This window comes from Acinetobacter sp. YK3, from assembly GCF_001729365.1.
In the GTDB taxonomy this organism is placed as follows: domain Bacteria; phylum Pseudomonadota; class Gammaproteobacteria; order Pseudomonadales; family Moraxellaceae; genus Acinetobacter; species Acinetobacter vivianii.
Window position 1 is genome coordinate 1 of sequence record NZ_LZPJ01000089.1, and the last position, 25,535, is coordinate 25,535.

At 42.4% G+C, this 25,535-nt stretch carries 39 protein-coding genes and 1 pseudogene; 6 read left to right on the forward strand and 34 right to left on the reverse strand.

The window, feature by feature from the left end:
• Positions 1–31 precede the first annotated feature (31 nt).
• Entirely contained in the window at positions 32–427 is a 396-nt protein-coding gene (locus A9Z07_RS09470) for a hypothetical protein (RefSeq protein ID WP_069578157.1), read from the reverse strand.
• Positions 414–671 (reverse strand): succinate dehydrogenase assembly factor 2, encoded by a 258-nt coding sequence (locus A9Z07_RS09475; RefSeq protein WP_004775865.1) that lies wholly within the window; start codon positions 669–671, stop codon positions 414–416. The genes A9Z07_RS09470 and A9Z07_RS09475 overlap by 14 nt, the downstream gene beginning before the upstream one ends.
• Before the next feature lie 188 nt (positions 672–859).
• On the opposite strand from A9Z07_RS09475, the gene A9Z07_RS09480 reads away from it, so the two are divergent.
• Complete coding sequence (locus A9Z07_RS09480; protein ID WP_069578163.1) at positions 860–2,032, forward strand: acyl-CoA dehydrogenase family protein; 1,173 nt, start codon at positions 860–862, stop codon at positions 2,030–2,032.
• Between the two features lie 51 nt (positions 2,033–2,083).
• On the opposite strand, the gene A9Z07_RS09485 is transcribed toward A9Z07_RS09480, so the two are convergent.
• The 32 genes and pseudogenes from A9Z07_RS09485 to A9Z07_RS09640 all read right to left on the reverse strand — a co-directional run bounded on the left by A9Z07_RS09485 (position 2,084) and on the right by A9Z07_RS09640 (position 19,791).
• A complete protein-coding gene (locus tag A9Z07_RS09485; protein ID WP_069578168.1) occupies positions 2,084–2,587 on the reverse strand; it encodes a DUF2059 domain-containing protein in 504 nt (167 codons plus the stop codon).
• 126 nt (positions 2,588–2,713) lie between these two features.
• Positions 2,714–4,204: a flavin-containing monooxygenase gene (locus A9Z07_RS09490; RefSeq protein WP_005259816.1), complete on the reverse strand. Its 1,491-nt coding sequence runs from the start codon at positions 4,202–4,204 to the stop codon at positions 2,714–2,716.
• 390 nt (positions 4,205–4,594) lie between these two features.
• The gene (locus A9Z07_RS09495) at positions 4,595–5,092 is read right to left on the reverse strand and encodes a GNAT family N-acetyltransferase (protein ID WP_069578171.1); all 498 of its coding nucleotides are present in this window, start codon (positions 5,090–5,092) and stop codon (positions 4,595–4,597) included.
• Positions 5,093–5,285: 193 nt separating this feature from the next.
• Positions 5,286–5,651, reverse strand: a complete 366-nt coding sequence (rplQ, locus tag A9Z07_RS09500) for a 50S ribosomal protein L17 (protein ID WP_004641032.1) — start codon at positions 5,649–5,651, stop codon at positions 5,286–5,288.
• Between the two features lie 18 nt (positions 5,652–5,669).
• The gene (locus A9Z07_RS09505) at positions 5,670–6,677 is read right to left on the reverse strand and encodes a DNA-directed RNA polymerase subunit alpha (protein ID WP_004660372.1); all 1,008 of its coding nucleotides are present in this window, start codon (positions 6,675–6,677) and stop codon (positions 5,670–5,672) included.
• Positions 6,678–6,695: 18 nt separating this feature from the next.
• A complete protein-coding gene (rpsD, locus tag A9Z07_RS09510) occupies positions 6,696–7,322 on the reverse strand; it encodes a 30S ribosomal protein S4 (protein WP_004775874.1) in 627 nt (208 codons plus the stop codon).
• A gap of 12 nt (positions 7,323–7,334) precedes the next feature.
• Entirely contained in the window at positions 7,335–7,721 is a 387-nt protein-coding gene (gene rpsK, locus A9Z07_RS09515; protein WP_004281491.1) for a 30S ribosomal protein S11, read from the reverse strand.
• A 19-nt stretch (positions 7,722–7,740) separates the two neighbouring features.
• On the reverse strand, positions 7,741–8,097 hold the full coding sequence (gene rpsM, locus A9Z07_RS09520; protein ID WP_004657696.1) for a 30S ribosomal protein S13: 357 nt from the start codon (positions 8,095–8,097) through the stop codon (positions 7,741–7,743).
• A gap of 107 nt (positions 8,098–8,204) precedes the next feature.
• Positions 8,205–8,321, reverse strand: a complete 117-nt coding sequence (gene rpmJ / locus A9Z07_RS09525) for a 50S ribosomal protein L36 (RefSeq protein ID WP_000867907.1) — start codon at positions 8,319–8,321, stop codon at positions 8,205–8,207.
• Between the two features lie 21 nt (positions 8,322–8,342).
• Positions 8,343–9,662 carry a preprotein translocase subunit SecY gene (gene secY / locus A9Z07_RS09530; RefSeq protein WP_171067087.1) on the reverse strand — a complete coding sequence of 440 codons (1,320 nt, stop codon included), beginning with the start codon at positions 9,660–9,662 and terminating at the stop codon, positions 8,343–8,345.
• A gap of 45 nt (positions 9,663–9,707) precedes the next feature.
• On the reverse strand, positions 9,708–10,148 hold the full coding sequence (gene rplO, locus A9Z07_RS09535; protein ID WP_004775880.1) for a 50S ribosomal protein L15: 441 nt from the start codon (positions 10,146–10,148) through the stop codon (positions 9,708–9,710).
• A gap of 3 nt (positions 10,149–10,151) precedes the next feature.
• On the reverse strand, positions 10,152–10,328 hold the full coding sequence (rpmD, locus tag A9Z07_RS09540; RefSeq protein WP_000849088.1) for a 50S ribosomal protein L30: 177 nt from the start codon (positions 10,326–10,328) through the stop codon (positions 10,152–10,154).
• Positions 10,329–10,334: 6 nt separating this feature from the next.
• Complete coding sequence (rpsE, locus tag A9Z07_RS09545) at positions 10,335–10,832, reverse strand: 30S ribosomal protein S5 (protein WP_004657688.1); 498 nt, start codon at positions 10,830–10,832, stop codon at positions 10,335–10,337.
• A 2-nt stretch (positions 10,833–10,834) separates the two neighbouring features.
• Complete coding sequence (gene rplR / locus A9Z07_RS09550; RefSeq protein ID WP_004775881.1) at positions 10,835–11,185, reverse strand: 50S ribosomal protein L18; 351 nt, start codon at positions 11,183–11,185, stop codon at positions 10,835–10,837.
• A gap of 14 nt (positions 11,186–11,199) precedes the next feature.
• Positions 11,200–11,733 (reverse strand): 50S ribosomal protein L6, encoded by a 534-nt coding sequence (gene rplF / locus A9Z07_RS09555; protein ID WP_004775882.1) that lies wholly within the window; start codon positions 11,731–11,733, stop codon positions 11,200–11,202.
• Positions 11,734–11,746: 13 nt separating this feature from the next.
• Entirely contained in the window at positions 11,747–12,142 is a 396-nt protein-coding gene (gene rpsH, locus A9Z07_RS09560; RefSeq protein ID WP_004775883.1) for a 30S ribosomal protein S8, read from the reverse strand.
• Between the two features lie 11 nt (positions 12,143–12,153).
• The gene (gene rpsN / locus A9Z07_RS09565; protein ID WP_004641050.1) at positions 12,154–12,459 is read right to left on the reverse strand and encodes a 30S ribosomal protein S14; all 306 of its coding nucleotides are present in this window, start codon (positions 12,457–12,459) and stop codon (positions 12,154–12,156) included.
• 9 nt (positions 12,460–12,468) lie between these two features.
• Positions 12,469–13,005, reverse strand: a complete 537-nt coding sequence (gene rplE, locus A9Z07_RS09570; RefSeq protein WP_004775884.1) for a 50S ribosomal protein L5 — start codon at positions 13,003–13,005, stop codon at positions 12,469–12,471.
• Positions 13,006–13,020: 15 nt separating this feature from the next.
• On the reverse strand, positions 13,021–13,338 hold the full coding sequence (gene rplX, locus A9Z07_RS09575; RefSeq protein WP_005052028.1) for a 50S ribosomal protein L24: 318 nt from the start codon (positions 13,336–13,338) through the stop codon (positions 13,021–13,023).
• Between the two features lie 9 nt (positions 13,339–13,347).
• The gene (rplN, locus tag A9Z07_RS09580) at positions 13,348–13,716 is read right to left on the reverse strand and encodes a 50S ribosomal protein L14 (protein ID WP_004657680.1); all 369 of its coding nucleotides are present in this window, start codon (positions 13,714–13,716) and stop codon (positions 13,348–13,350) included.
• 92 nt (positions 13,717–13,808) lie between these two features.
• Positions 13,809–14,066 carry a 30S ribosomal protein S17 gene (rpsQ, locus tag A9Z07_RS09585; protein ID WP_004657679.1) on the reverse strand — a complete coding sequence of 86 codons (258 nt, stop codon included), beginning with the start codon at positions 14,064–14,066 and terminating at the stop codon, positions 13,809–13,811.
• The gene (rpmC, locus tag A9Z07_RS09590; RefSeq protein ID WP_000849927.1) at positions 14,063–14,260 is read right to left on the reverse strand and encodes a 50S ribosomal protein L29; all 198 of its coding nucleotides are present in this window, start codon (positions 14,258–14,260) and stop codon (positions 14,063–14,065) included. The genes rpsQ and rpmC overlap by 4 nt, the downstream gene beginning before the upstream one ends.
• Positions 14,260–14,673 (reverse strand): 50S ribosomal protein L16, encoded by a 414-nt coding sequence (gene rplP / locus A9Z07_RS09595; protein WP_004657678.1) that lies wholly within the window; start codon positions 14,671–14,673, stop codon positions 14,260–14,262. The genes rpmC and rplP overlap by 1 nt, the downstream gene beginning before the upstream one ends.
• Positions 14,613–15,429, reverse strand: a pseudogene (gene rpsC / locus A9Z07_RS09600) (30S ribosomal protein S3). The gene rplP and the pseudogene rpsC overlap by 61 nt, the downstream one beginning before the upstream one ends.
• Position 15,430: 1 nt before the next feature.
• The gene (rplV, locus tag A9Z07_RS09605) at positions 15,431–15,760 is read right to left on the reverse strand and encodes a 50S ribosomal protein L22 (protein WP_004657676.1); all 330 of its coding nucleotides are present in this window, start codon (positions 15,758–15,760) and stop codon (positions 15,431–15,433) included.
• A gap of 11 nt (positions 15,761–15,771) precedes the next feature.
• A complete protein-coding gene (gene rpsS, locus A9Z07_RS09610; RefSeq protein ID WP_004775885.1) occupies positions 15,772–16,047 on the reverse strand; it encodes a 30S ribosomal protein S19 in 276 nt (91 codons plus the stop codon).
• Between the two features lie 13 nt (positions 16,048–16,060).
• Positions 16,061–16,885: a 50S ribosomal protein L2 gene (rplB, locus tag A9Z07_RS09615; protein ID WP_004660349.1), complete on the reverse strand. Its 825-nt coding sequence runs from the start codon at positions 16,883–16,885 to the stop codon at positions 16,061–16,063.
• An 11-nt stretch (positions 16,886–16,896) separates the two neighbouring features.
• Positions 16,897–17,217: a 50S ribosomal protein L23 gene (gene rplW / locus A9Z07_RS09620; protein WP_004641070.1), complete on the reverse strand. Its 321-nt coding sequence runs from the start codon at positions 17,215–17,217 to the stop codon at positions 16,897–16,899.
• A complete protein-coding gene (gene rplD / locus A9Z07_RS09625) occupies positions 17,214–17,816 on the reverse strand; it encodes a 50S ribosomal protein L4 (protein WP_004641072.1) in 603 nt (200 codons plus the stop codon). Before rplD ends, rplW begins: the two co-directional genes overlap by 4 nt.
• A gap of 11 nt (positions 17,817–17,827) precedes the next feature.
• Positions 17,828–18,466: a 50S ribosomal protein L3 gene (rplC, locus tag A9Z07_RS09630; RefSeq protein WP_004775888.1), complete on the reverse strand. Its 639-nt coding sequence runs from the start codon at positions 18,464–18,466 to the stop codon at positions 17,828–17,830.
• Positions 18,467–18,524: 58 nt separating this feature from the next.
• Entirely contained in the window at positions 18,525–18,836 is a 312-nt protein-coding gene (rpsJ, locus tag A9Z07_RS09635; RefSeq protein WP_000070912.1) for a 30S ribosomal protein S10, read from the reverse strand.
• Positions 18,837–19,062: 226 nt separating this feature from the next.
• Positions 19,063–19,791 (reverse strand): type 1 glutamine amidotransferase, encoded by a 729-nt coding sequence (locus A9Z07_RS09640; protein ID WP_004775889.1) that lies wholly within the window; start codon positions 19,789–19,791, stop codon positions 19,063–19,065.
• Positions 19,792–19,960: 169 nt separating this feature from the next.
• Between A9Z07_RS09640 and A9Z07_RS09645 the strand changes: the two genes are divergently transcribed.
• The 5 genes from A9Z07_RS09645 to yihA all read left to right on the forward strand — a co-directional run bounded on the left by A9Z07_RS09645 (position 19,961) and on the right by yihA (position 25,472).
• Positions 19,961–21,154 (forward strand): PLP-dependent transferase, encoded by a 1,194-nt coding sequence (locus A9Z07_RS09645; protein WP_069578173.1) that lies wholly within the window; start codon positions 19,961–19,963, stop codon positions 21,152–21,154.
• A 21-nt stretch (positions 21,155–21,175) separates the two neighbouring features.
• Positions 21,176–22,726, forward strand: coding sequence for a helicase HerA-like domain-containing protein (locus A9Z07_RS09650; RefSeq protein WP_069578175.1), 1,551 nt, complete (start codon positions 21,176–21,178; stop codon positions 22,724–22,726).
• 141 nt (positions 22,727–22,867) lie between these two features.
• Positions 22,868–24,079 (forward strand): NO-inducible flavohemoprotein, encoded by a 1,212-nt coding sequence (gene hmpA / locus A9Z07_RS09655; RefSeq protein WP_069578178.1) that lies wholly within the window; start codon positions 22,868–22,870, stop codon positions 24,077–24,079.
• Between the two features lie 79 nt (positions 24,080–24,158).
• A complete protein-coding gene (locus tag A9Z07_RS09660) occupies positions 24,159–24,611 on the forward strand; it encodes an RrF2 family transcriptional regulator (protein ID WP_069578180.1) in 453 nt (150 codons plus the stop codon).
• Between the two features lie 84 nt (positions 24,612–24,695).
• Entirely contained in the window at positions 24,696–25,472 is a 777-nt protein-coding gene (gene yihA / locus A9Z07_RS09665) for a ribosome biogenesis GTP-binding protein YihA/YsxC (RefSeq protein ID WP_069578183.1), read from the forward strand.
• The last annotated feature ends 63 nt before the right edge of the window (positions 25,473–25,535 follow it).

Sequence of the window (25,535 nt, forward strand, 5' to 3'; positions counted from 1 at the left end):
TATAATATACAGAAGTAGAATTGTCAAACAATTATGCAAGTTTTGCGTGTAATTTTAAGTTTTTCCACTGTAAAAGTGATAACTGATCCCACCAAATAATGAAATTTTTATGTTCTGGATCAGAAAAATAAAGCACGATATAGGCTTGATGATCGATTATTTTTTCGATTTTGCGACACTGGATGGGGAGAGATGAATCATAAAACTCAAATGACCATTCCTGCTGATCCAGATATTCAAAACGTTTTAATCGGGGTTGTTTAAGAAATAGAAACCAGCTCAACACCAATAAGAAGCAACTGCTTAACCATAAAGCTAAAGAAAGTAGAGAATAAGTGAGGCTGACAATCAAAAGTAGAATAAACAGTTGCAATGCAATCGAAAAACGACTGTATTGCAACTCAAAAACACGATTAGCCGTGAACATAATGTTTTAATTTTAGAATAAATTCTTTCAGTTCAGTACGTGGAGGTTCCCCAACTTCCATGAACCAGTCCAGTAAATCTGGATCTTCCTGATCAACCAGCTCTGCAAACAAGGCCTTTTCAGCAGGATCCGCGGTGAGATAGTAGCTTTTAACATACGGGTCAAAATATACATCGATTTCTTTTAAACCACGACGTGCACGATACACGACCTTACGTTCTTCCAGTGTCATTTCATCAGACATTATCTGTTCCACTATGCAACAATTTTCTCTCATAGTGTACCCGATCCCCGTTTAACTTCGCAGCGTTTTTTCTCAAGTGACCAAATACATCAATCAAATTGAGCATTGATCACATTGTTCACTATTTTCCCTTTCTTGTATGGTGAGGAAGATGATTTACATTCAACAAACTAGGGAAAATATAACAAATGCAATCAGGTGCAATTCGTCCAGTTCCAAACATGCTCGCGCGTAAACTTTTTACTTCTGATCATGAAGCATTTCGTGAAACTGTACGTAAATTCTATGAAAAAGAAGTTGTTCCAAATATTGAAAAATATGAAAAACAACAACATGTTGACCGCGATTTATGGAATAAGGCAGGCGAACTTGGCCTGCTATGTACCACCATGCCAGAGCAATATGGGGGTTCGGGTGTTGACCGACTCTACAGTATGATTCTGATCGAAGAACAAGCCTATGCGATGGATTCCAGCACTGGTTTTTCATTACATTCAGATATCGTTGCCAACTATATCAACAACTTTGGTAATGAAGAACAAAAGCAGCACTGGCTTCCAAAAATGGCAACGGGTGAAACGGTTACCGCGATTGCCATGACCGAACCAGGGACAGGCTCAGACCTTCAAGCTGTGCGTACCACAGCGGTACTGGATGGCGATGAATATGTCATTAATGGCTCAAAAATCTTTATTACCAATGGCTACCTATGCGACATGGCCATTGTGGTCTGTAAAACTGGTAATAATGAAAAAGGATCAGCCAATCTTTCTTTAATTATTGTGGAAGCAGATCGTGCAGGCTTCAGTAAAGGAAAACCTTTAAATAAAATCGGGATGAAAGGTCAGGATACTTGCGAATTGTTCTTTGATAATGTTCGCGTTCCGAAAGACAACCTGCTCGGTATGGAAGGCATGGGCTTTATGATGCTGATGAAAGAATTAGCATGGGAACGTATGCTGGTTGCTATTATTTGTCAGGCTGGTGCTGAAGCTGCTTTTGCACATACCGTGCAATACACCAAAGACCGTAAAGCGTTTGGTAAGCCAATTGGTACCTTCCAGAACACCCGTTTTAAACTGGCTGAGCTACGGACTGAAATTGATTTCTGCCGTACTTATTTAGATCGCTGTATGGAACTACAACTCGAAGAAAGCTTGGGTGTTGATGCTGCCGCAGCTGCTAAATACAAAATTTCGGATATGTTCTCGAAAGTTGTCGACGAATGCTTACAATTGCATGGTGGTTATGGCTACATGTTGGAATATCCAATTGCACGTGCTTATATCGACAACCGTGCCAACCGTATTTATGCAGGTACCAATGAAATCATGAAAGAGTTGATTTCACGTACCCTCTAATAAATCTATAAAACCAAAGGGATCACGCTAGATGCATGATCCCTTTTTTATTTATTTCGGTGCTACTTTCTCATTCACTGTTTGAGCAGGTTGCGGATTCATCCGTTCCATTAACTGCTTCACCTTAGGATTTTCACTATATTGTTGCATCGTCGTATTGAGTGCATTACGCGCATTTTGTGTGGTGAAATGTGCAACCTCACTGCCGACATCACTGGCCTTCTTCGCCCAGACTTTACCTTCAGCAGATTGATAAAAATTTAAAGCTGCTTGCAGTTCTTTTTGATTAAAGCTTTCAACATAACGCTGCACAATAAACTGCTTACGCTGTTCACTATTCAAGTTTTTACTTAAATCGGCATAGAAGCTTTCTGGTAAATCTTTCGGCAAACGCATCCGAATTTGTTCTAAAATCATTTTATCGGTGTTTTGCAAACCTTGCTCGGTACCATCAACCGATACCAGTTTTTGTGCAATGGCTTCCTTCTGTTTTGTATCATCGGCAAAAGCCAAACCACTTGATAATATAAGCCCCAAAATGATGAGTTTTTTCATCACACTATCCCTAATCTTAATTTTCTAATCTGCCCAATATACGTGATATTTTTAGAATTCAAAGCCTCTTTCAAATAAAAAACCCTATGCATTGACATAGGGTTGTTCAATTATTGGGTATTTAAATTACGATACCAGTTTAGGTTTACGATCTGCATGTTCATCACGTTTGTGGAACTGTAGAACACCATCATTAAATTTAGCATCTTTCAATTCTTTACGATCTGCCAAATAGTTATTGGTAATTTTCCAAGGGGCTTGCTTGCCTTGTTTAGGCATCACATCTGCTGCACGAGCAATATAACCAGAAGACATTTTGCCCATAATCGTGTCATGTTCAAGTTGCGATGGATCTGCATGCGCAATGACTTCGTCAAAACCATTCTTGTCCATATGATTAAGCAAGCGGCAAATGTATTCAGCTGCAATATCAACTTTTAATGTCCAAGACGCGTTGATATAACCAATGATCATTGCCATATTAGGTACATCGCTGACCATCACACCTTGATATAACATGTGCTGTGATGTATTCATCGGTTTACCATCAATTGAACCTTTCACACCACCCAGAATCTGAATTTCCAGACCTGTTGCAGAAATGACAATATCCGCTTCAAGATGCTTACCAGATTTCAGTTGAATACCATTCGCCGTGAATTTCTCAATTTGATCCGTTTCTACGCTCGCTTGCCCCTGACGTAATGCTTTAAACAAATCGCCATCTGGTACAACACATAAACGTTGATCCCAAGGGTTATAGCTTGGAGTAAAGTGCTTCATGTCGACTTTACCTTTCAACTGCAATTCAATCCCTTTCAGCAATAAGCGACGCACTGTTTTTGGATATTTTTGAGCTAAAGCATAAATACCACGTTGCATACCAATGTTACGTGCACGCGTAAATTTATAAGCAGTTTCTTCAGACATGAATTTACGGGTTTTCTCGTAAATAAAGTCAATTGAAGGGACTGTTGCAATATAAGTTGGTGAACGCTGTAACATCGTCACATGACCTGCCCCACCTTTCACCATTGAAGGCACCAAGGTAATCGCAGTTGCACCACTGCCGATGATCACGACTTTCTTACCCGTGTAATCCAGATTCTCAGGCCAGTGTTGTGGATGAATGAACTGACCTTTGAAATCTTCCTGTTTCGGGAATTTCGGTGCATAACCTTGATCATAGTTATAGTAACCCGTACAACCCATCACGAAGTTTGCTGACCAGATTTGCTTTTTCTTATTGCTGTCTTCTACCTCAACAGACCATTTTTTCTTTGTTGAATCATAATTTGCAGAAAGCACACGATGACCAAAATGGATTTTTTCTTTCAATTGATTTTCGCTAATGACATCACTCAAATAGCTTTTAATTTCAGAGCCACTTGCCAATACTTTATCTTTTGCCCATGGTTTGAAGTTAAAACCAAAGGTCGACATATCCGAATCAGAACGGATACCAGGATAACGGAATAAATCCCAAGTCCCGCCAAAACTGTCACGACGCTCTAAAATTTCAAATTTGCGTTGTGGGCAATGCTTAGAGAGATGTACAGCCAATCCGATTCCTGAGATCCCTGCACCAATAATTAATACGTCAACTTGCTTTTCCATTTTTTTTATACCCTGTATAAACCATGTCTTTATTAAAGCACAAATTTGACAATACACAATGTCAAGTTTAGTCATTCATCGGTTTTTTTATATCAGTTCGGGACATTTTGATAAAAATTCGCTGTCAAAAATGTTGAGATTTTTGCTTGGATTTCTTGGACAAGCATGGTGAGTCGAGTAAGAGGATTGGGGAAATTTTAAAGTGATGACACATTGATTTTGTCCGATCTCAACACAGCATAACAATTAGGAAGTGGCAGGATAGGAGAAGAGAACTTATTAGAATCAGCCTAATACGTCTTTTTATAGAAGAATTTAAAATGAATGACTCTGAAAAATGGCGTTTAAGCAATTTCAAATAATACAGTCTTTAAAAGTTTGCAAATGGGCCTAGAGTAGAAAAAGCTTCATTAAAAGTTCATTTGTATATTCAGCATTATTTTTCAAAGCCTTTTGCTCCGTTCCATATAGCTGAAAGCCAAATTTTTCATAAAGCCTAATTGCTGACTGATTGCCATCAGCAACTGTTAGCAAAATTTGTTCGACATGCGCTTTAGCATAGGCAATAACAGTACGAAGCAATGCACTTGCAAGACCTTGTCTTTGAAATTCCGGCTCAATAAATACGCTAGATAAAATAGCCTTATGCGACAGCTTTATACCTTGCTCTCGTGTTAACGTCGCCAGACCTATAATTTTATCTTTATAATAAACCCCGAAGATTGTTGAACTTGATAAGCAACTTTGAAAAAAGCTTAACGGCTTTACGATTTCTGCATCATAAGTAGAACCAAACATTTCTGGAGCCTTCGCTAAAGCTGAAAGCCGAATCTCTCTGAAATCATTCAGCTCATCTACATCTAAAATTTTAATCTCAATATCTAACATATGTATCTGTTTAAATTTTTTATAGTATCTCGGCTTAATTTAGCATATTGGTCAAATACTCAAAGCAGTATTGAGAAGCAAAATATTATTTAAAATCTTCCCTTTCCCAAAATGATTAAAAATAAACAATAAAAAAGGCCGGTTATTACACCGGCCTTTTTTGGAACAACTGACTGTTCTACACGTAGAAGTATTATTTTACTTCACGGTCAACGAGTTCAACGTAAGCCATCGGTGCAGCATCACCTGCACGGAAGCCCGCTTTAAGAACACGAAGATAACCGCCGTTACGTTCTTTGTAACGAGGGCCAAGAACGGTAAATAATTTACCAACAGTTGCTGCAGAACGAGTACGAGCAAACGCTAAACGACGGTTTGCTACTGTATCGTTTTTTGCCAAAGTGATTAAAGGCTCAGCAACGCGGCGAAGTTCTTTCGCTTTAGGCAAAGTTGTTTTAATTAACTCGTGCTCAACTAAAGCATTTGTTAAGTTTTGGAACAACGCCTTACGGTGGCTGCTTGTACGGCCTAATTTCACACCACTATTACGATGACGCATGGTGATAGTCCTACTTAATTAACGGCTACGATAGGCAAAACGGTCATCCATACGGAGACTAGCTGGTGGCCAGTTCTCTAAACGCATGCCGAGTTGTAAACCTTTCGATGCCAAAACATCTTTGATCTCTGTTAACGATTTTTTACCTAAGTTAGGAGTTTTTAACAACTCAACTTCAGTACGTTGAACAAGATCACCAATGTAGTAAATATTTTCTGCCTTCAAACAGTTAGCAGAACGAACAGTTAGCTCGAGATCATCTACTGGACGAAGCAAAATTGGGTCAACTTCTTCGCGAGGTTCTTGAGCAACAGGAGTTTGATCTTTCTGAAGATCAACAAAAATTGCAATTTGTTGTTGCAAGATTGTTGCCGCTTTGCGGATTGCTTCTTCTGGATCAACAGTTCCGTTAGTCTCAAGATCGATCACTAACTTATCAAGATCGGTACGTTGTTCAACACGAGCATTTTCTACTGTGTATGAAACACGCTTGATTGGGCTATAAGAAGCATCTAACTGTAAACGACCTACTGGACGTGTTTCACCTTCAGGGAAACGTGAGTCAGATGTTTCATAACCACGACCTTGAGCAACTTTAAGGCGCATTTTTAATGAACCAGAAGAACTCAAAGTACCGATTAAATGATCAGGGTTAACCACTTCAACATTATGAGGTAAACGAAGGTCAGCTGCAGTTACGTCACCTGCCCCTTGTTTCTCTAATGTTAAATATGCTTCATTTTGATCGAACAGCTTAATAGACAATCCTTTTAGGTTCAGCAAGAGCTCGACGATGTCCTGCTGCAAGCCTTCTAAAGTACTGTACTCGTGCTCGACGCCTTCTATTTCCACTTCAACCACAGCTGCGCCAGGTAAAGAAGACAATAGAATGCGACGTAAAGCATTACCTAGAGTATGACCAAAGCCACGCTCTAAAGGTTCCAGAATCACTTTTGCCGAGGTCCCGCTCACCGCTTCGACCTTGATCGCTTGCGGAGTTAGAAACTCGTTTGCAGTACGCGTCATTTATTGCTACCTCAAGGATTATTTAGAATACAATTCTACAATCAAGCTTTCGTTGATTTCAGCAGGTAAATCAGAACGATCTGGCGCAGCTTTAAACGTACCTTCTAACTTAGAATGGTCAACTTCCATCCAAGCAGGGATACCACGTTGAGCAGCTAATTCAATTGCGCTTTTGATACGTAATTGTTGTTTAGCGCCTTCATGTACTGCAATTACATCACCAGCTTTAACTTGGATAGATGCAATGTTAACACGACGACCGTTCAAAGTGATGCTACGGTGAGATACTAACTGACGAGCTTCTGCACGTGTAGAACCAAAACCCATGCGATAAACAACGTTATCAAGACGGCTTTCAAGCAACTTCAACAAGTTTTCACCTGTTGCGCCTTTAACACGAGCAGCTTCTTTATAGTAGTTACTAAATTGACGCTCTAACACACCGTACATACGACGTACTTTTTGTTTTTCACGTAATTGTAGTGAGTACTCAGATTGTTTGCTACCACGAGCTCCGCCATGTTGGCCAGGAGCTTTAGCATGTTTTTTAGTCTTAACGTCAAATGGTTTAACGCCAGATTTTAATTGCAGGTCTGTCCCTTCGCGGCGAGAGAGTTTGCATTTTGGACCAATATAACGAGCCATGAATGTTTCTCCTTACACGCGACGTTTTTTAGGTGGACGGCAACCGTTGTGCGGAATTGGAGTCACATCGGTAATGCTGTTAATTTTATAACCCACTGCACCTAATGCACGAACCGCAGATTCACGACCAGGACCAGGACCTTTTACAAGGACGTCCAAGTTTTTCAAACCGTAATCTAAAGCAGCTTTACCAGCAACTTCAGCAGCTACCTGAGCAGCAAACGGTGTTGATTTACGTGATCCACGGAAGCCTTGTCCACCTGAGGTAGCCCAAGCCAATGCATTACCTTGACGATCGGTAATCGTAACAATGGTGTTATTAAAAGAAGCGTGAATGTGTGCGACACCTTCAGAGACGGTACGAGTGACCTTCTTGCGTGCGCGAGTATCTTTAGCCATCTTTTAGCTTCCAGAAATCTTATTTCTTAATCGGTTTGCGCGGACCTTTACGGGTACGTGCGTTAGTTTTGGTGCGTTGTCCGCGAACAGGCAAGCTGCGACGATGACGAAGACCGCGGTAGCAGCCTAAATCCATTAAACGTTTAATGTTCATGGAAATTTCGCGACGTAAATCACCTTCGGTCGGAACCTTAGCAACTTCTGCACGAATCGCATCAAGCTGAGCATCATCTAATTCACGAATTTTCGTAGTTTCAGTGATACCTACAGCAGCTAAGATATTCTTAGCAGTGTGGCGACCTACACCAAAAATATACGTGAGAGAGATAACAGCATGCTTGTTATCCGGAATGTTTACACCGGCAATACGAGCCATTCAATTTTCTCCAAAAAGGCAGTCAAGATAATCAACCGCCCCACAAAAATCTTGAGGGGCGGATAATAACCTAATTAGCCTACTGAAATCAACAGGTCTTAATTAAATTAACCTTGACGCTGCTTATGACGAGGTTCTGCGCTACAAATTACGCGAATTACCCCATTACGACGGATAACTTTACAGCTACCACAAATTTTCTTTACAGAAGCTTGTACTTTCATGATGAAACCTTCTAAGTGCGCTTATCCCTTAGGATGAGCAGTCGTTTTTCTCATTAACGTTTGATTATCATACTGATGCGAAGTAAGGTGCGCTTGGAGTTGCGCCATAAAGTCCATTACTACTACCACTACAATCAGTAACGATGTCCCACCCAAATGGAATGGAATACCGAACGAGCTTTGTAGCACCATAGGCATTAAACACACTACAGTGATGTAGATTGCACCGATGAAGGTCAAACGGTTAAGAATATGATCTAAATAACGAGCCGTTTGCTCACCTGGGCGGATACCAGGCACGTATGCCCCGCTACGTTTTAAATTCTCTGAAACCTCTTTAGGGCTAAATACTAGCGCCGTATAGAAATAACAGAAGAAAATGATCAACGCGCCGAAGAGCATTAAATACAACGGCTGTCCAGGCGATAACACCAATGCCAGATCTTGTAGGCTACGTTTTACAATCCCTGCATTTGGATCAGCACTTCCTAACCATTGTCCCAAGCTCGCTGGAAATAATAACAATGAGCTTGCAAAAATCGCTGGAATTACACCTGCCATGTTAATTTTTAACGGCAAATGTGTTTGCTGTGCAGTAAATACACGACGACCTTGTTGTTTTTGTGCGTAGTTCACTGGAATACGACGTTGTGCTTTTTCAATAAACACGATCGCTGCTAATACGGCTAATGAGAGTAAGCCAAATACAACCAAACCAATTAAACTACCCTGACCATTCTGAACAGACGTAAACGACTGAATCACAAGATTTGGCAAACCTGCCACAATACCTGCGAAAATGATCATTGAGATACCATTACCAACACCACGTTCGGTAATTTGCTCGCCCAACCACATCAAGAACATTGTTCCTGCAACTAACGAAGTTACTGCTGGAACATAGAATGCCAAGCCTGACGTTAAGGTAATACCTTGACTAATCAAGCCAGCACACATCCCTACACCTTGCACGAGTGCAAGAAATAAGGTGCCATAACGCGTATATTGATTGATCTTACGTTTGCCTTGCTCGCCTTCTTTTTTCAAAGCTTCCAGCGAAGGAACCACCGTAGACATTAACTGCACGATAATCGATGCAGAAATGTATGGCATGATCCCTAACGCCAGAATCGACATGCGTTCTAATGCACCGCCAGAGAACATATTAAATAAACCTAAGAAGGTACCTTCATTAGCTTTAAAAAAATGTGCTAGCGCGACATTATCAATCCCCGGCAACGGAATATGCGCTCCTAGTCGAAAGACCAATAACGCGCCAATCAAGAACATTAATCGACGAATAATTTCACGGTATTTCACATGAAACGGTTGGCCTTTCATCATGTTGACATGACCTGAAGAACTAGGAGTCATAGACACTCGAGATTACTCCTCGACTTTACCGCCAGCAGCTTCAACAGCAGCTTTAGCGCCTTTAGTCAACACAACACCTTTAACAGTGAATGCGCGAGTGATTTCACCAGAAAGAACGATGCGAGCACGAATTTGGTCACGACGAACAACATTCGCAGCTTTTAAAGTTTCAAGGCTAACAACATCACCTTCAACTTTATTCAACTCAGACAAACGTACTTCAGCAGTTTTCAAAGCGATTTGGCTAGTGAAACCGAATTTAGGCAAACGACGATATAACGCAGTTTGACCGCCTTCAAAGCCCGGACGAGTACCACCACTTTTACGTGAGTTTTGACCTTTGACACCACGGCCACCAGTCTTACCAACACCAGAACCGATACCACGGCCTAGACGACGGTTTTCACGTTTTGCACCTTCTGCAGGTGAAAGTTCATTTAAACGCAGAGTCATGGCTTATTCCTCTACACTAACCATATAGTAAACTTTGTTGATCATACCACGGTTAGAAGGCGTATCTTGCACTTCTACAGTATGACCAATACGACGCAGACCTAAACCTTGAAGGCAAAGTTTATGATTTTTTAAACGATGCGATGAAGATTTAGTCTGGGTAACTTTAATCGTTTTCATGATTGATTACCCTTGAATTTGTTCTACTGAAAGACCACGTTTCGCAGCGACTTTCTCAGGAGAAGTCATATCACGCAAACCTTTGAAAGTTGCGTTTACTACGTTAGCAGCATTTGTAGAACCATAACATTTAGCAAGTACGTTATGTACACCTGCAGCTTCAAGAACAGCACGCATAGCGCCACCAGCAATTACGCCAGTACCTTCTGAAGCAGGTTGCATGTATACACGGCTTGCGCCATGACGAGCATTCACAGGGTGTTGTAAAGTAGTACCCGCAAGGTCTACAGTGATCATGTTACGACGAGCAGCTTCAAGTGCTTTAGAAATAGCAGCTGGAACTTCACGTGCTTTACCACGACCAAAACCTACACGACCGTTACCGTCGCCCACAACAGTTAATGCTGTGAAAGAGAAGATACGACCACCTTTAACAACCTTGGCTACACGATCAACGGCAACCAGCTTTTCAACGAGACCTTCGTTTTGTTCAACTTTCGCCATGATTAGAACTCCAAGCCGCCTTCACGAGCAGCATCAGCCAAGGCTTTGATACGACCATGATATTTAAAACCAGAACGGTCAAATGCAACTTTAGTAACACCAGCTGCTTTAGCACGTTCTGCGATCAAAGCACCAACTTTCGTAGCTGCATCTACGTTACCAGTAGTACCACTACGCAAAGATGCATCTAAAGTTGAAGCTTGCGCTAAAACTTTGCCACCATCTGCTGAAATAACTTGCGCATAGATGTGACGCGGAGTGCGGTTTACACACAAACGAGTCGCACCCAATGCACGAATGTGCAAGCGTGTGCTTTTCGCACGACGCAAACGGGTTTGTTTCTTTTCGTTCATAAGAACCTCGCGCCTTATTTCTTCTTAGCTTCTTTACGAAGAATAACTTCATCCGAATAACGAACACCTTTACCTTTATATGGTTCAGGAGAACGGTATGCACGGATTTCCGCTGCCACTTGACCTAACAACTGCTTGTTTGCTGATTTCAAAATGATTTCAGTAGCAGTTGGAGTTTCCGCTGTTACACCTTCAGGTAAAGCGTAGTCAATTGGGTGTGAGTAACCAAGGTTAAGGTTTACAACAGTACCTTTAACCGCAGCTTTATAACCAACACCAACAAGCTGTAACTTACGTTCGAAGCCTTCGCTAACACCTTTTACAAGGTTGTTCAATACAGCGCGAGCAGTACCAGCTTGCATCCAAGCGTCTTTCGACTCTTTAGCCGGAGCAAGTTGAAGTTTACCTTCTTCCTGTTTTAGCTCGACCAGCGCATGCAGGTTGAAAGACAATGTACCTTTGCTGCCTTTCACTTCGACCTGCCGGCCGTTCTGAGTAACTGCTACACCATTAGGTACAGTTACTGGGGCTTTAGCCACACGAGACATGAGGAATCACCTATTAAGAAACAAAAGCAATAACTTCACCACCGATGCCCGCAGCACGTGCAGCGCGATCAGTCATGATGCCTTTGCTTGTAGAAACAATTGCAATACCCAAACCTTGCTTAACGCTAGGAATTTTATCTTTACCGCGGTATTGGCGAAGACCTGGACGGCTTACGCGCTTAACGGTTTCGATAACTGGTTTGCCTTCGAAATATTTTAAAGTAATTGTCAGAGTAGCTTTTGTCTCTTCTTGAGCAACTGCTACATCTGAAATATAACCTTCTTGTTGAAGAACGTTTGCAATCGCAACTTTCAACTTAGAAGAAGGCATAGAAACAGTTTGTTTCTTAGCCATTTGTGCGTTACGAACACGGGTTAACATGTCGGCAACGGTATCTTGCATACTCATTTAGTCGCTCCTTACCAGCTTGCCTTAACAACGCCCGGTACATCACCTTGCATTACTGTGTCACGTAATTTGTTACGGCTTAAACCGAACTTACGGAAGTAACCATGAGGACGACCAGTTAAACCACAACGGTTACGAAGACGTACTGGAGATGCGTTACGTGGCAATGCCTGTAACTTTAATGTCGCTTCGAAACGTTCTTCGTCACTCGCATTTACATTTGCAATCGTTGCTTTTAATTCAGCACGTTTTGCAGCGTATTTAGCAACTGTCTTTTCGCGTTTCAATTCGCGATTAATCATACCTTTCTTAGCCATATCGACCTCTTATTTGAACGGGAAGCCGAATGCACGCATAAGCGCACGGCCTTCGTCATCGCTACGAGCAGTGGTCGTAATAGTGATATCTAAACCACGGATACGATCAATTTTGTCAAAATCGATTTCAGGGAAAACGATTTGCTCTTTTAAACCCATAGAGTAGTTACCACGACCATCAAATGATTTCGCAGAGAAACCACGGAAGTCACGGATACGAGGGATTGCGATCGAGATCAAACGATCCAAGAATTCGTACATTTGGTCGCCGCGTAAAGTAACTTTACAACCGATCGGCCAACCGTCACGGATTTTGAAACCAGCGATTGATTTACGAGCAAGAGTCACAACTGGTTTTTGACCAGCAATGAGTTGCATATCAGCAACAGCGCCATCTAATAATTTCTTATCAGTTGCAGCTGCGCCTACACCCATGTTAAGGGTGATTTTCGTGATGCGAGGAATATCCATCACGTTCTTAACGCTAAGTTCTTCTTTTAACTTTGCTTTAAGTTCGTCGTTGTAACGTGCTTTAAGTCTGGCCATTGCCTTTTCAACCTATTACTTCGCTACCGCCACTGATTCACCATTTGATTTATAAACACGAGTTTTCGCGCCATCAATCACTTGGTAACCAATACGGTCAGCCTTTTGGGTTGTAGCATTAAAAATTGCCACGTTTGAGATATGAAGCGTAGCCTCTTGAGTAACGATACCGCCTTCAGCGCCAGTTACACGGTTTGGCTTTTGATGCTTCTTCACTAAGTTAAGGCCTTCGACCTTAACTCGATCTTCAGAAATAGACAAAACAACACCTTGTTTGCCTTTTTCTTTACCTGCGATCACGATTACTTGATCGCCTTTTTTAATCTTAGCCATGATTGCCTCTTATAGAACTTCAGGAGCCAATGAAATGATTTTCATGAACTGTTCAGTACGAAGTTCACGAGTCACTGGTCCGAAGATACGAGTAGCAATCGGAGCTTTGTTGTTGTTCAAAATAACAGCTGCGTTATCGTCGAAACGAATAACTGAACCGTCTGGACGACGGATGCCGAACTTTGTACGAACAACTACAGCATTCATCACGTCACCTTTTTTAACACGTGCGCGTGGGATTGCTTCTTTTACAGTAACTTTAATAATGTCGCCAACTGAAGCATAACGACGGTGTGAACCACCAAGTACTTTAATACATTGTACGCGGCGTGCACCACTGTTGTCTGCTACGTCGAGCATACTTTCGGTTTGAATCATTGCCCTACTCCAAAACCGAGCATCACCGGTCACAATTTCGAAAGGCTCAAAGAGTACTCGAAATTGTCCGATGATGCAACAAGAACGTCTAATTACTCAGCAGCAGCTTCAACTACTTCCACTAAAGTCCAAGCTTTAGTTTTAGAAATTGGGCGGCTTTCTTTGATGGTTACCAAGTCGCCTAATTTAGCAACATTGTTCTCATCATGAGCGTGTAATTTAGTTGAACGGCGGATTGATTTGCCATACAACGGGTGTTGAACGCGGCGTTCAATAAGCACAACAATAGACTTGTCCATTTTGTCGCTTACGACTTTGCCGGTTAACGTGCGGACTGTTTTTTCACTCATTGTCCGTTCCCCTGTTTTTCGGTAAGGAGTGTCTTAATACGAGCAATTGTCTTACGAGCAATTTGCACTTCATGCGATTTGCCTAGTTGACCAGTTGCTTTCGCCATACGAAGACGGAATTGGTTAAGCTGTTGCTCATCAAGCAAAGCTTTCAACTCTTCTACCGACTTTTCACGTAGATCTTTAGTTTTCATTACATCACCGTCCGAGTCACGATAGTGGTTTTAAACGGGAGTTTAGCAGCAGCTAAAGCAAAAGCTTCACGCGCTAACTCATCGCTAACACCTTCAATTTCGTACAGGATCTTACCTGGCTGGATCTGACAAACCCAGTATTCCACGCTACCTTTACCTTTACCCATACGAACTTCTAATGGTTTTTCGGTAATTGGTTTGTCTGGGAATACGCGGATGAAGATTTTACCACCACGTTTGATACGACGGCTAATGGTACGACGTGCAGCTTCAATCTGACGCGCAGTCATACGACCACGTTCAGTTGCTTTAATTGCAATCGAACCAAATGATACTGTACTACCACGATGCGCTAGACCAGTGTTACGGCCTTTGTGCACTTTACGGAATTTGGTACGTTTAGGTTGCAACATGGATTATTCTCCCTTGTCAGCAGCACGGTCACCGCGACGACCACGACGCTCTTGACCTTCACCACGACCACGACCGCGTTTAGCTGGACGCTCTTCAGCAGGAGCAGGGTTCATGACTTGTTTCATGCCACCTAAGATCTCACCACGGAAAATCCAAACTTTAACACCGATCGTACCGTATGTTGTTTCTGCGCGCATAGTTGCATAGTCGATGTCAGCACGAAGTGTATGCAAAGGTACACGACCTTCACGATACCACTCAGTACGAGCGATCTCTGCACCACCTAAACGGCCAGAAACTTCAACTTTGATACCTTTAGCGCCAGCACGCATAGTGTTTTGAACCGCACGTTTCATAGCACGACGGAACATAACACGCTTTTCTAATTGAGAAGCAATTGCTTCAGCAACTAAACGTGCGTCCAAGTCAGGGCGATCAATTTCATTGATGCTAACTTGAGCTGGAACACCCATAATATTGGTGAGTTCGCGCTGTAATTTTTCAATGTCTTCGCCTTTTTTACCGATAACGATACCAGGACGAGCAGTGCTAATAGTTACTTTAGCAGCGCCTGTAGGACGTTCGATAAGAATATTGCTGATCATCGCGTTTTTAAGTTTTTTGATTAAAAACTCACGAACTTGAAGATCTTTAAGCAAGTATTCAGCGTATTGCTTCGGATTCGCATACCAGTTAGCGTTATGGCGTTTCACAACACCTAGGCGGATACCGATTGGATGAACCTTCTGACCCATATCAAACCCCTACCTTAACGGTGATGTGACAAGTACGCTTAGTAATACGATCTGCACGGCCTTTAGCACGTGGCATGATACGTTTAAGGCTCATGCCTTCATCAACGTAAATCGTAGTTACTTTAAGGTCATCAACATCTAAGCTGTTGTTGTGTTCAGCATTCGCGATTGCAGATTCAAGTGCTTTTTTAACGAGCACAGCTGCTTTCTTGTTGCTGAAGTTTAAAATGTCTATCGCACGTGCAACCGACTTACCACGGATCAAATCAGCAACTAAACGTGCTTTTTGTGCCGAGATAGCGGCACCGCGTAATTTAGCAGTTACTTCCATCATAGCACCTATTAACGTTTAGACTTCTTATCAACACCGTGACCACGATAGGTACGAGTTGGCGCGAATTCACCCAATTTATGACCAACCATGTGTTCAGTAACAATTACTGGAACGTGGTTACGGCCATTGTGAACAGAAATTGTTAAACCAACAAAGTCTGGAAGGATCATTGAACGACGTGACCAAGTTTTGATCGGCTTACGGTTGTTAGCAGCTACAGCAGCTTCAACCTTAGCGAACAAATGTGCGTCGACGAATGGACCTTTTTTTAATGAACGAGGCATTATTCAGATTCCCTTACTTGACGCGACGGTCGCGAATAATCATCTTAGTCGTACGCTTGTTGGTACGTGTCTTGTACCCTTTAGCTTTTTGACCCCATGGGCTTACAGGTTGAATACCTTTACTACGCCCTTCACCACCACCGTGCGGGTGATCTACTGGGTTCATCGCCATACCACGAACGGTAGGACGAATACCACGCCAGCGCGCAGCACCAGCTTTACCCAATGAACGAAGGTTGCTTTCTTGGTTAGAAACTTCACCAATTACAGCACGACATTCAACATGGACTTTACGCATTTCACCAGAACGTAAACGAACGATAGCGTAAGAACCATCACGACCCAACAACTGAACTGAAGTACCAGCAGAACGTGCTAATTGAGCACCTTTACCGATTTTAAGTTCAAGGTTGTGAAGTGTAGAACCGATTGGCATGTTACGAAGTGGTAAGCAGTTACCTGGACGAATTGGAGCATCGTTACCAGATTGAACTTTATCACCAGCACGTAAGCCTTTAGGTGCAATGATGTAGCGACGTTCACCGTCAGCATATTTCAATAAAGCAATATGAGCTGTACGGTTAGGATCGTATTCGATGCGCTCTACAGTCGCTGGAATACCATCTTTGTTACGTTTAAAGTCAACAATACGGTAGTTTTGCTTATGACCACCACCCACGTGACGTGTAGTGATGTGACCATTGTTATTACGACCACCAGTACGTTTTTTAGCTTCTACCAACGGTGCATAAGGAGCGCCTTTGTGAAGGTGGTCATGAACCACTTTCTCTACAAAGCGACGTCCTGGAGACGTTGGCTTACATTTTTGAATTGGCATAATTCTCGTCCTTATTCCGCTGCGTTTTCAGCGGTATCGCCCAAGTCAGCCATTTCTACATCTTGGCCAGCTTTCAGGGTGACGTATGCTTTTTTCACATCAGAACGACGTCCTAATGTTTTACCAAAGCGTTTTGTTTTACCTTTAGTGATCGTTGTATTGATTTTTACAACTTCAACACCGAAGAGCTGCTCAACTGCTTTCTTGATTTCAAGTTTGTTTGCATTTAATGCAACTTTGAACACTTGAACACCAGCAGTATCACCTAAAACTTGTGCTTTTTCTGAGAATACTGGTCCTAATAGGACTTGATAGATACGTTCGTTGTTCATCCGAGTTCTACCTCAATTTTCTTAGCAGCAGCTACAGACATTACAACTTTATCAAATGCGATCAAGCTAACAGGATCAATAGCAGTAGCATCAACCACATCAACGTGTGGAAGGTTGCGAGCTGCGAGATACAAGTTCTCATCTACAGCATCTGTAATGATCAATGCGCGAGTTGCATTCAAGTCAGTAAGCTTTGCAAGCAATTCTTTAGTTTTTGGAGCTGCAACAGCAAACTCTTCAACTAATACAAGACGATCTTGGCGAACAAGTTCAGCTAAGATACATTGCATTGCACCGCGGTACATCTTACGGTTTACTTTTTGAGACCAATCTTGTGGGCGAGCAGCAAAAGTTTTACCACCACCAACCCAGATAGGGCTACGAATAGAACCCGCACGAGCGCGACCAGTACCTTTTTGACGGAATGGTTTTTTACCACCGCCAGAAACATCTGCACGTGATTTGTGAGCACGAGTACCTTGACGACCACCAGCTAAGTAAGCTGTAACAACTTGGTGTACAAGAGCTTCGTTAAATTCACGTCCGAAAGCAACTTCAGACAATTCAACAGCAGAGCCGGAAACAGTTTTTAAATTCACAGTATTTCCCCTCAGGCCTTGATGGTAGGACGTACAACAACGTCACCGCCAGTTGAACCAGGAATAGCACCCTTAACAACTAAAACAGAACGTTCAGCGTCAATAGATACGATTTCAAGACCTTGAACTGTTACGCGTTCGTCACCTAAGTGACCAGCCATTTTCTTGCCTTTGAACACGCGACCAGGAGTCTGGTTTTGACCTGTAGAACCTAATACACGGTGAGATACAGAGTTACCATGAGTAGCATCTTGCGTACGGAAATTCCAACGCTTAACACCACCTTGGAAACCTTTACCTTTTGATTGACCAGTTACGTCAACAATTTGACCAACTGTGAACAAATCAACACCGATAGAAGCACCAACTTCACGGCCTTCAAGCTCAGCTTCAGTAACACGGAACTCTTTAACTAAACGACCAGCAGCAACACCAGCTTTCGCGAAGTGACCTTTCTGAGCGTTAGTTACGCGCGATTCGCGACGTTCACCAGTAGTTACTTGAATTGCTTGATAACCATCAGTTTCAAGTGTTTTGATTTGCGTAATGCGGTTTGGATCGACTTCGATAACTGTAACAGGTACAGATACACCAGCATCCGTAAAGACGCGAGTCATACCACATTTGCGACCGACTAAACCAATAGCCATGTGCATAAACCTCTAATAAAGCGGCCTAATTAACTTAAAAGTTAATCAACCGAAAGCCTTAACCCAAAGCGATCTGAACATCAACACCAGCAGCAAGATCTAACTTCATCAATGCATCAACAGTTTTATCTGTTGGTTGAACGATATCGATCAAACGTTTATAAGTGCGGATTTCGTACTGATCACGAGCGTCTTTGTTGACGTGTGGTGAAGTAAGAACGTTGAAGCGTTCGATGCGAGTAGGCATCGGAATTGGACCACACACTTGTGCGCCAGTACGCTTAGCGGTTTCTACGATCTCTTGAGCAGATTGATCAATCAGACGATGATCAAAAGACTTCAAACGGATACGAATTCTCTGGTTAGACATACCAGTAAACTCCAAGCCAAATATATAAAGAATCACCCATGACGCACCTCACCTTTTGGTAAGTGTCAAGGGCAGTGAAAATCACTATGGTCGTGATCGATGCCACGACTGTAATGCGTTGACTACTTTCTTCGTAGTAAACGCCCTCCATTTGAGGGTCGCCCATTATAACGATTGTTTAAGTCTTATGCAATTCTTCTTTTCATTTTTTAAGCATTTTGTCAGCTCAAGCACTCACCACATAATCAATCGCCTGATTCAGTAAACGATTACCCTGCTCAAATTTACTTTTCAAGCTTCTTTTTAATTCAGCAATAGGCTGTACATACCTTCCATTAAAAACAGCCATCTCTTCCTCCCCCTCAATCAACAGCGCCAAGGCGTGTGGTGTCATCTCTGGATGAAACTGAAATCCCAATACATTGCGTCCAATTTGATACATCTGATTTAAACACACCTTATTTTCCGCTAGACGTATTGCGCCTTTGGGAATTTCAAACGTTTCACTATGCCACTGTAAAATATTCAATTGTTCTGGTATCTGGAAACATTGCTCTGGAATATGTGAAGCACGTCCTACATCCATCCAGCCAAGCTCCTGATCAGGATTACGACTGACTGCTGCACCCAAGGCATTCGCTATCAATTGTCCACCCAAACACAAGCCAATGGCAGGTTTTCCCGCAGCCAGATAACGTCTTAGCCACCTTTTTTCTAATTTTAACCAAGGATAATTCGCCTCATCATTCACGCTCATCGTTCCCCCCATAATAATCAAGAGATCAACTTCATCTACGCGTGGCAGCGCTTCAAGCTCTAAAGGTAAATCAACAGGTAATGCAAAAAATTCTGTTGCTGTAATTTTTGCGTGATGTGCTTTTAAAAAGTCATAGCAACTGCCAAAACCTTCGCCAGCGATGTGCTGAAAATAATGCACTCTTAAATGCGACTTCATGCGCGAAAACCTATTATCGTTAGAATGATGATTAGTCTTAGCAAAAATAAAGCCAGTTTTTATTGATGACCTGAATCTGTACCGATTCTGTACAAAAGCAGCAAAGCACTAGCAGCTTTTATCATTTTCTCTTAACCTGAGACGCATTCTATTGATTTAATTTTGCCCTATGACAACTCACAATAAAGCACAAACTGATCTCATTCATGCACCACGTAAAGCTCCTCAATACATAGAAACCATCCAGCCTCCCCTATTTCGTGCATCTACGATTATTTTTAAAACAACAGCGCACCTTTTTGATCGCCACTGGACCGATGCCTATGACTATAGTTATGGCACACACGGCACCCCAACTACTTTTACATTAGGGGACAATATTGCAAGAATTGAAGGCGGAAATTATTGCCTGCTTGCACCCAGCGGCTTATCTGCAATTAATCTGGTGAACAGTACATTTCTAAGCACTGGTGATGAGGTGTGGGTCGCCGACAATATCTATGGCCCTAACCTTGAACATTTGAATAATCTGCAAGACCGGTACGGCATCAGCGTTAAAATTTATAATCCAGTTGATGCAGCCAGCTTTCAACCCACAGAGAAAGCCAAATTAATCTGGCTCGAAGCAGCCGGCTCAGTCACCCTAGAATTTCCCGATCTCAAAAATCTGGTCAAGAAAGCCCAACAAGCCAATGTACTCACTGCATTAGATAACACTTGGGGTGCAGGGCTTGCTTTTAATGCTTTCGATTTCTCCGATGAACATTTAGCGGTCGACATCACTGTACATGCTCTTACCAAATACCCAAGCGGCGGTGGCGATATCCTCATGGGTTCAGTCGTGACCCGTGATCAACAATTACATCACAAGCTCTATCGCATGCATGCCATTCAAGGGATTTCTGTATCAGGCGATGATACTGTTCAGATTCAACGTAGTCTGGCACACATGTCGCTTCGCTATGAACAGCAAGCACAAAGCGCCCGTGTGTTGCTGGAATGGCTCAAACAACAGCCTCAATTTAGTCAGGTTTTACATCCAAGTTCACCAGATTCAGCAGGTCACTCGTTCTGGTCAGACATTTGTACCACAGGCAAAAGCGCAGGCTTGGTCAGTGTCATTTTTAAAGCTAATTATGACTTGACGGCGGTTCGACAATTCTGTGATAACTTGAAATTGTTTAAACTTGGATTTAGCTGGGGTGGCCCAGTCAGCCTAGCTATGCTCTATGATTTAAAGCAGATGCGTTCGCTGGAAAATACACATTTACAACAAGGTTTATTGGTGCGCTTCTGTATAGGACTAGAACATCCAGAAGATTTAATCCAAGATATTCAAAACGCATTAAAACAGCTCGATTGAGATCAAAAAAACAGGTGAAGAATGAGTACACCAATCGTTATTGCTAAAAAAACCACAGATACAACACAAGATATTGTTTTGCATTCTAAATTTGCAAACCGACATGGTTTGATTGCTGGTGCAACAGGTACGGGGAAAACCGTTACTCTAAAAGTACTGGCAGAAAGCTTTTCCCGACTGGGTGTACCCGTCTTCCTCGCCGATGCCAAAGGCGATGTTTCTAGCCTTGCCAAAGCTGGTGAGAGTAATCCTAAATTTGATGAACGACTGAAAACCTTACAACTTGAACCCGTCCCATTTGCCGCTTCTCCTGTCATTTTCTGGGATTTATTTGCTCAGCAAGGCCACCCGATCCGCACCACGATTTCAGAAATCGGCCCTTTACTGCTGGCGCAAATGCTTAATCTGAACGATACACAGGAAGGTGTCCTTTCGGCCGTGTTCCGTGTTGCTGATGATCAAGGCTTACTACTGATCGATTTTAAAGATCTAAAAGCAATGCTGACCTACGTCAGTGAAAATACTGCTGAACTAAAAGCTGAATATGGCAATCTCTCTCCTGCCAGTCTAGGCGCGATTCAACGGAATTTACTGGCCTTAGGCGATCAAGGTGGAGAACAATTCTTTGGTGAACCAAGTCTGAATATCCTCGACTTCATTCAGACCGATACCAATGGACATGGCTATATCAATATCTTAGCTGCTGACAAGCTAATGAATACCCCGAAGCTGTACGCCACTTTCTTACTCTGGATGATGTCAGAACTGTTCGAACAACTGCCAGAAGTCGGCGATATGGATAAACCCAAACTGGTATTCTTCTTTGATGAAGCCCACCTGTTATTTGACAATGCCAGCCCTGCCTTACAACAAAAAATTGAACAAGTGGTTCGTCTGATCCGTTCTAAAGGCGTCGGGATTTACTTTATTACTCAAAATCCGCTGGATCTACCTGAAAGCGTATTAGGACAACTCGGGAATCGCATACAACATGCTTTACGTGCTTTTACCCCTAAAGACCAGAAAGCTGTCAAAACTGCCGCAGATACTTTCCGCGCCAATCCAGAGTTTAAAGTTGATCAAGCCATTACCGAACTCGCAGTTGGTGAAGCATTAATTAGCTGTCTAGATGAACAAGGCACACCACAAATCGTAGAGCGCGGTTGGGTAATGCCGCCCTACTCATCGTTTACGCCGATTAGTCCCGAAGAACGTCAAGTGATCATTTCACAAAGCATTGTCGCAGGTGTTTACGATCAAGCGGTAGATCGGGATAGTGCCTATGAAATGCTGCAAAAGAAAGTATTGCAACAATCCCAGCAAAAAGAAGCCGATGATCTGGCACAACAACAAAGCAAAGAACAGGAAGCGCTCGCCAAGCAACAAGCCAAAGAGCAAGAACGTTTTGCCCGTGAACAGCAAAAAGCTGCTGAAAAAGCACAACGTGACCGTGAGAAGCTGACACAGGATATCGTAGGAACATTTGCCAAAAGTGCCGCGCGTAGTCTAGGTGGTAGTACTGGACAGAAAATTGTGCGTGGTCTACTCGGCTCCCTCTTCGGCAAAAAATAAAACAATACTCAATTGAAAATTAAGGGATAATTTATTATCCCTTAATTTTTTTATGGCTTTTATTTAATTTAGCATTGCAAATCTATTTTTAAAGGTATATTTTAAATACATCTTATAAATGATAGCCAAGAGAGATCTCCTATGACTCCGCAGCAAATTGACCTTGTTAAAGCAACAGTTCCAGTTCTTCGTGAAAATGGCGTAGCGCTGACTGGATACTTTTATAACCGCATGTTGGGTAACAACCCTGATTTAAAAGAAACCTTTAACATGGGACATCAGCGCAGTGGTGCACAGGCACAGGCGCTTGCGGGGGCAGTTTTAGCTTATGCGGAGAACATTGAAGATCCTTCTGTGCTTTTACCTGTGGTTGAACTGATTGCGCATAAACATGTCAGCTTAAATATTCAGTCACCAGATTACGGCATCGTGGGTGAAAACCTGCTGCATTCCATTAGTGAAGTACTGAATATTTCAATGGAAGATCCATTAATTGGTGCATGGGCTGCGGCTTATGGTCAATTGGCTGATTTATTTATCAGTACTGAAAAAGCGATTTATGACCAACATCAACAAACCAAAGGCAGCTGGTTAGGCTGGCGTAATTTCAAAATCGCCAAGAAAGTCGTAGAAAGTGACGAAATCACCTCTTTCTACCTTGCGCCTGTTGATGGTGGTGAATTACCAAAATATGAAGCAGGCCAATATATTTCAGTTCGTGTGTTCGTACCTGAGCTTAATTTAAGACAACCCCGCCAATACACACTTTCAACTAGTCCACAGGCAGATTACCTACGTATCTCAGTGAAGCGTGAAGATGAAAAAGGTGAACTTGCTGGTGGTTGGGTATCAAGCACATTACATGGTTTAGCTGAAGGTTCAGAAATTGAAGTGTCTGCACCGACAGGAAACTTCTATTTAATCGACAGCAACAAACGTAATGTATTTATCAGTGGTGGTGTCGGTTTAACCCCAATGATTGCGATGCTGAATCAATTGGTGACTTTAGATATGCCACAGCCTGTCAGCTTTATTCATGCATGTCGTAGTAGCCAAGTCCATGCCATGAAGAAGCATATTCATGAATTGAAAAGCAAGTTTCCACGTTTGAGTACATTCACTGCTTATGAATTTCCACATGCAGCAGATGTGCTCGGTGAAGATTATGATGTCGCTGGTCGTTTAGACCTCAGCACCTTAGATGCAGCGCTATTACCAGTCAATGCCGATTACTATTTATGCGGCCCGATGCCATTTATGGCAGAGCAACACAAGGCACTGGTAGCACGCGGCATTCCTGCTAAAAATATTCATAGCGAAGCCTTTGGTACAGGTGGCGTTAAGCTCAGCTAATTTACACCGCATTTTGTATAAGGCTAGCCTGTGATAGACTAGCCTTTTCTATTTATTGCTCCAGATTGAGCGAAACCACATGCAACTCAATAAGTTTACAGATTATGCACTCAGAATCCTGATGTATGTCGCTCGCCCGAGTGATGTACCGTATACGATTGCAGATATCGCGCAGGACTTACATGTGTCACAAAATCATCTGGTGAAAGTGGTTCACTTCATGGGCAAACAGCAATGGATTGTGACCATTCGTGGTAAAGGAGGCGGTCTTCGCCTAAACCCTGAAGCCAAGAGCTTGAAGCTAGGTGAGATTGTTCGAACCTTGCAAGGTAGCCATCAAATTGTTGAGTGCAATACCCCACCCTGCGTATTACGCTCCCATTGCGGCCTCAAAGGTATTTTAGATCAGGCATTAGAAAGCTTTTATCAAAGCCTAAATCAATATACGCTCGGTGAAGTGGTTCAGCACGGTATTATTCCTTCTCCGATCCATTCAGAGATTAACTTTTTAGAGTTGTCACAGAAAGCTTAGTAAGCACTTCAACATCAAGATTCGCACGAAGCCGTCACATCCTTTATAATGGTCGTTGCTATTTCAATTCAAAAGTAAGCTTCTATGCGTCGCAGTGAAAAATCCAAAGACACCAAAGCCAAACTCGCTCCTAAACAAAAAATCAGTTATGAGAAAAAAGCTGACCCTGCAGTGACTGAATATGCAGTACAGTCTCTCACTTGGTTACGCCAAGCTGAATTTTTGATGAGTGCGCCAAAACTGTCTTTATGCGTAGAAGATACAGGCTATGAAATTGCATTTGCTGGTCGCTCTAATGCGGGTAAATCCAGTGCCATCAACACCTTAACCAATCAAAAGCAACTCGCACGTGCTTCTAAAAAACCTGGTCGTACTCAAATGATCAACTTTTTTAGTTTAGGTAACCCTGATCAGCGTCTGGTTGATTTACCAGGTTATGGTTATGCGGCTGTTCCAGAAGCTATGAAAATCGTCTGGCAAAAAGAATTGGAAAATTACCTGATTCACCGTAAGAGCTTACAAGGTCTGGTGTTATTGATGGATATTCGTCATCCATTGCAACATTTTGACTTGATGATGCTGGAATGGGCGCATTCACGTCATTTATTCGTACATATCCTGCTGACCAAAGCAGATAAACTAAACCGTGGTCCTGCCAACAAAGTGCTGTTAGAAGTTAAACAGCAGTTGAAAAAGATGAAACTTGATTTCTCAATTCAGTTGTTCTCGTCATTGAACCGAATCGGCTTAGAAGAACTGGCCAGTGTGATGGCAGGTCGCTTGAATTTCACCCTCGATCAACCGACTGAATTTAACCTCGATCAGATCCCTGAAGCCTCGGAAACTGATGTAGAAGAATAAAAAATGCATTTTATGCAACTTGATGCATTAAATAATTTTTAATTGTCCCGAATTGCTAAACAC

Coding starts and splice junctions, on each gene's coding strand:
- rplF (WP_004775882.1), bottom strand. CDS start 11,733: ATGTCTCGTGTGGCTAAAGCCCCAGTAACTGTACCTAATGGTGTAGCA.
- rpsK (WP_004281491.1), bottom strand. CDS start 7,721: ATGGCTAAAGATACTCGCGCACGCAAGAAGGTCACTCGTACCGTCTCT.
- rpsJ (WP_000070912.1), bottom strand. CDS start 18,836: ATGTCTAACCAGAGAATTCGTATCCGTTTGAAGTCTTTTGATCATCGT.
- A9Z07_RS09470 (WP_069578157.1), bottom strand. CDS start 427: ATGTTCACGGCTAATCGTGTTTTTGAGTTGCAATACAGTCGTTTTTCG.
- rpsD (WP_004775874.1), bottom strand. CDS start 7,322: ATGGCTCGTTATATTGGTCCAAAATGCAAACTCTCTCGCCGCGAAGGG.
- rpsN (WP_004641050.1), bottom strand. CDS start 12,459: ATGGCTAAGAAAGGTATGATTAATCGCGAATTGAAACGCGAAAAGACA.
- rplQ (WP_004641032.1), bottom strand. CDS start 5,651: ATGCGTCATCGTAATAGTGGTGTGAAATTAGGCCGTACAAGCAGCCAC.
- A9Z07_RS09485 (WP_069578168.1), bottom strand. CDS start 2,587: ATGAAAAAACTCATCATTTTGGGGCTTATATTATCAAGTGGTTTGGCT.
- rplB (WP_004660349.1), bottom strand. CDS start 16,885: ATGCCAATTCAAAAATGTAAGCCAACGTCTCCAGGACGTCGCTTTGTA.
- rpsH (WP_004775883.1), bottom strand. CDS start 12,142: ATGAGTATGCAAGATACCGTTGCCGACATGTTAACCCGTGTTCGTAAC.
- A9Z07_RS09490 (WP_005259816.1), bottom strand. CDS start 4,204: ATGGAAAAGCAAGTTGACGTATTAATTATTGGTGCAGGGATCTCAGGA.
- A9Z07_RS09660 (WP_069578180.1), top strand. CDS start 24,159: ATGCAACTCAATAAGTTTACAGATTATGCACTCAGAATCCTGATGTAT.
- rpsE (WP_004657688.1), bottom strand. CDS start 10,832: ATGGCGAAAGTTGAACAAAACGAAGGTCTCGTTGAAAAGCTGGTTGCC.
- A9Z07_RS09640 (WP_004775889.1), bottom strand. CDS start 19,791: ATGAAGTCGCATTTAAGAGTGCATTATTTTCAGCACATCGCTGGCGAA.
- A9Z07_RS09645 (WP_069578173.1), top strand. CDS start 19,961: ATGACAACTCACAATAAAGCACAAACTGATCTCATTCATGCACCACGT.
- rplX (WP_005052028.1), bottom strand. CDS start 13,338: ATGGCTAAGATTAAAAAAGGCGATCAAGTAATCGTGATCGCAGGTAAA.
- A9Z07_RS09475 (WP_004775865.1), bottom strand. CDS start 671: ATGTCTGATGAAATGACACTGGAAGAACGTAAGGTCGTGTATCGTGCA.
- rpsM (WP_004657696.1), bottom strand. CDS start 8,097: ATGGCTCGTATTGCCGGTGTAAACATTCCGGATAACAAGCATGCTGTT.
- rpsQ (WP_004657679.1), bottom strand. CDS start 14,066: ATGAGTGAAAAAACAGTCCGCACGTTAACCGGCAAAGTCGTAAGCGAC.
- rpmD (WP_000849088.1), bottom strand. CDS start 10,328: ATGAAAACGATTAAAGTTACCCAGACTAAATCTTCATCGCATCGTTTA.
- hmpA (WP_069578178.1), top strand. CDS start 22,868: ATGACTCCGCAGCAAATTGACCTTGTTAAAGCAACAGTTCCAGTTCTT.
- rplN (WP_004657680.1), bottom strand. CDS start 13,716: ATGATTCAAACCGAAAGTATGCTCGACGTAGCAGACAACAGTGGTGCA.
- secY (WP_171067087.1), bottom strand. CDS start 9,662: ATGAAAGGCCAACCGTTTCATGTGAAATACCGTGAAATTATTCGTCGA.
- rpmC (WP_000849927.1), bottom strand. CDS start 14,260: ATGAAAACTAAAGATCTACGTGAAAAGTCGGTAGAAGAGTTGAAAGCT.
- rplW (WP_004641070.1), bottom strand. CDS start 17,217: ATGAACAACGAACGTATCTATCAAGTCCTATTAGGACCAGTATTCTCA.
- rplO (WP_004775880.1), bottom strand. CDS start 10,148: ATGACTCTGCGTTTAAATGAACTTTCACCTGCAGAAGGTGCAAAACGT.
- A9Z07_RS09495 (WP_069578171.1), bottom strand. CDS start 5,092: ATGTTAGATATTGAGATTAAAATTTTAGATGTAGATGAGCTGAATGAT.
- rplP (WP_004657678.1), bottom strand. CDS start 14,673: ATGTTGCAACCTAAACGTACCAAATTCCGTAAAGTGCACAAAGGCCGT.
- rplR (WP_004775881.1), bottom strand. CDS start 11,185: ATGAACGAAAAGAAACAAACCCGTTTGCGTCGTGCGAAAAGCACACGC.
- rplV (WP_004657676.1), bottom strand. CDS start 15,760: ATGGAAGTAACTGCTAAATTACGCGGTGCCGCTATCTCGGCACAAAAA.
- A9Z07_RS09650 (WP_069578175.1), top strand. CDS start 21,176: ATGAGTACACCAATCGTTATTGCTAAAAAAACCACAGATACAACACAA.
- rplC (WP_004775888.1), bottom strand. CDS start 18,466: ATGGCTATTGGTTTAGTCGGTCGCAAATGTGGTATGACTCGCGTCTTT.
- rpmJ (WP_000867907.1), bottom strand. CDS start 8,321: ATGAAAGTACAAGCTTCTGTAAAGAAAATTTGTGGTAGCTGTAAAGTT.
- rplE (WP_004775884.1), bottom strand. CDS start 13,005: ATGGCCAGACTTAAAGCACGTTACAACGACGAACTTAAAGCAAAGTTA.
- A9Z07_RS09505 (WP_004660372.1), bottom strand. CDS start 6,677: ATGACGCGTACTGCAAACGAGTTTCTAACTCCGCAAGCGATCAAGGTC.
- rpsS (WP_004775885.1), bottom strand. CDS start 16,047: ATGCCTCGTTCATTAAAAAAAGGTCCATTCGTCGACGCACATTTGTTC.
- A9Z07_RS09480 (WP_069578163.1), top strand. CDS start 860: ATGCAATCAGGTGCAATTCGTCCAGTTCCAAACATGCTCGCGCGTAAA.
- yihA (WP_069578183.1), top strand. CDS start 24,696: ATGCGTCGCAGTGAAAAATCCAAAGACACCAAAGCCAAACTCGCTCCT.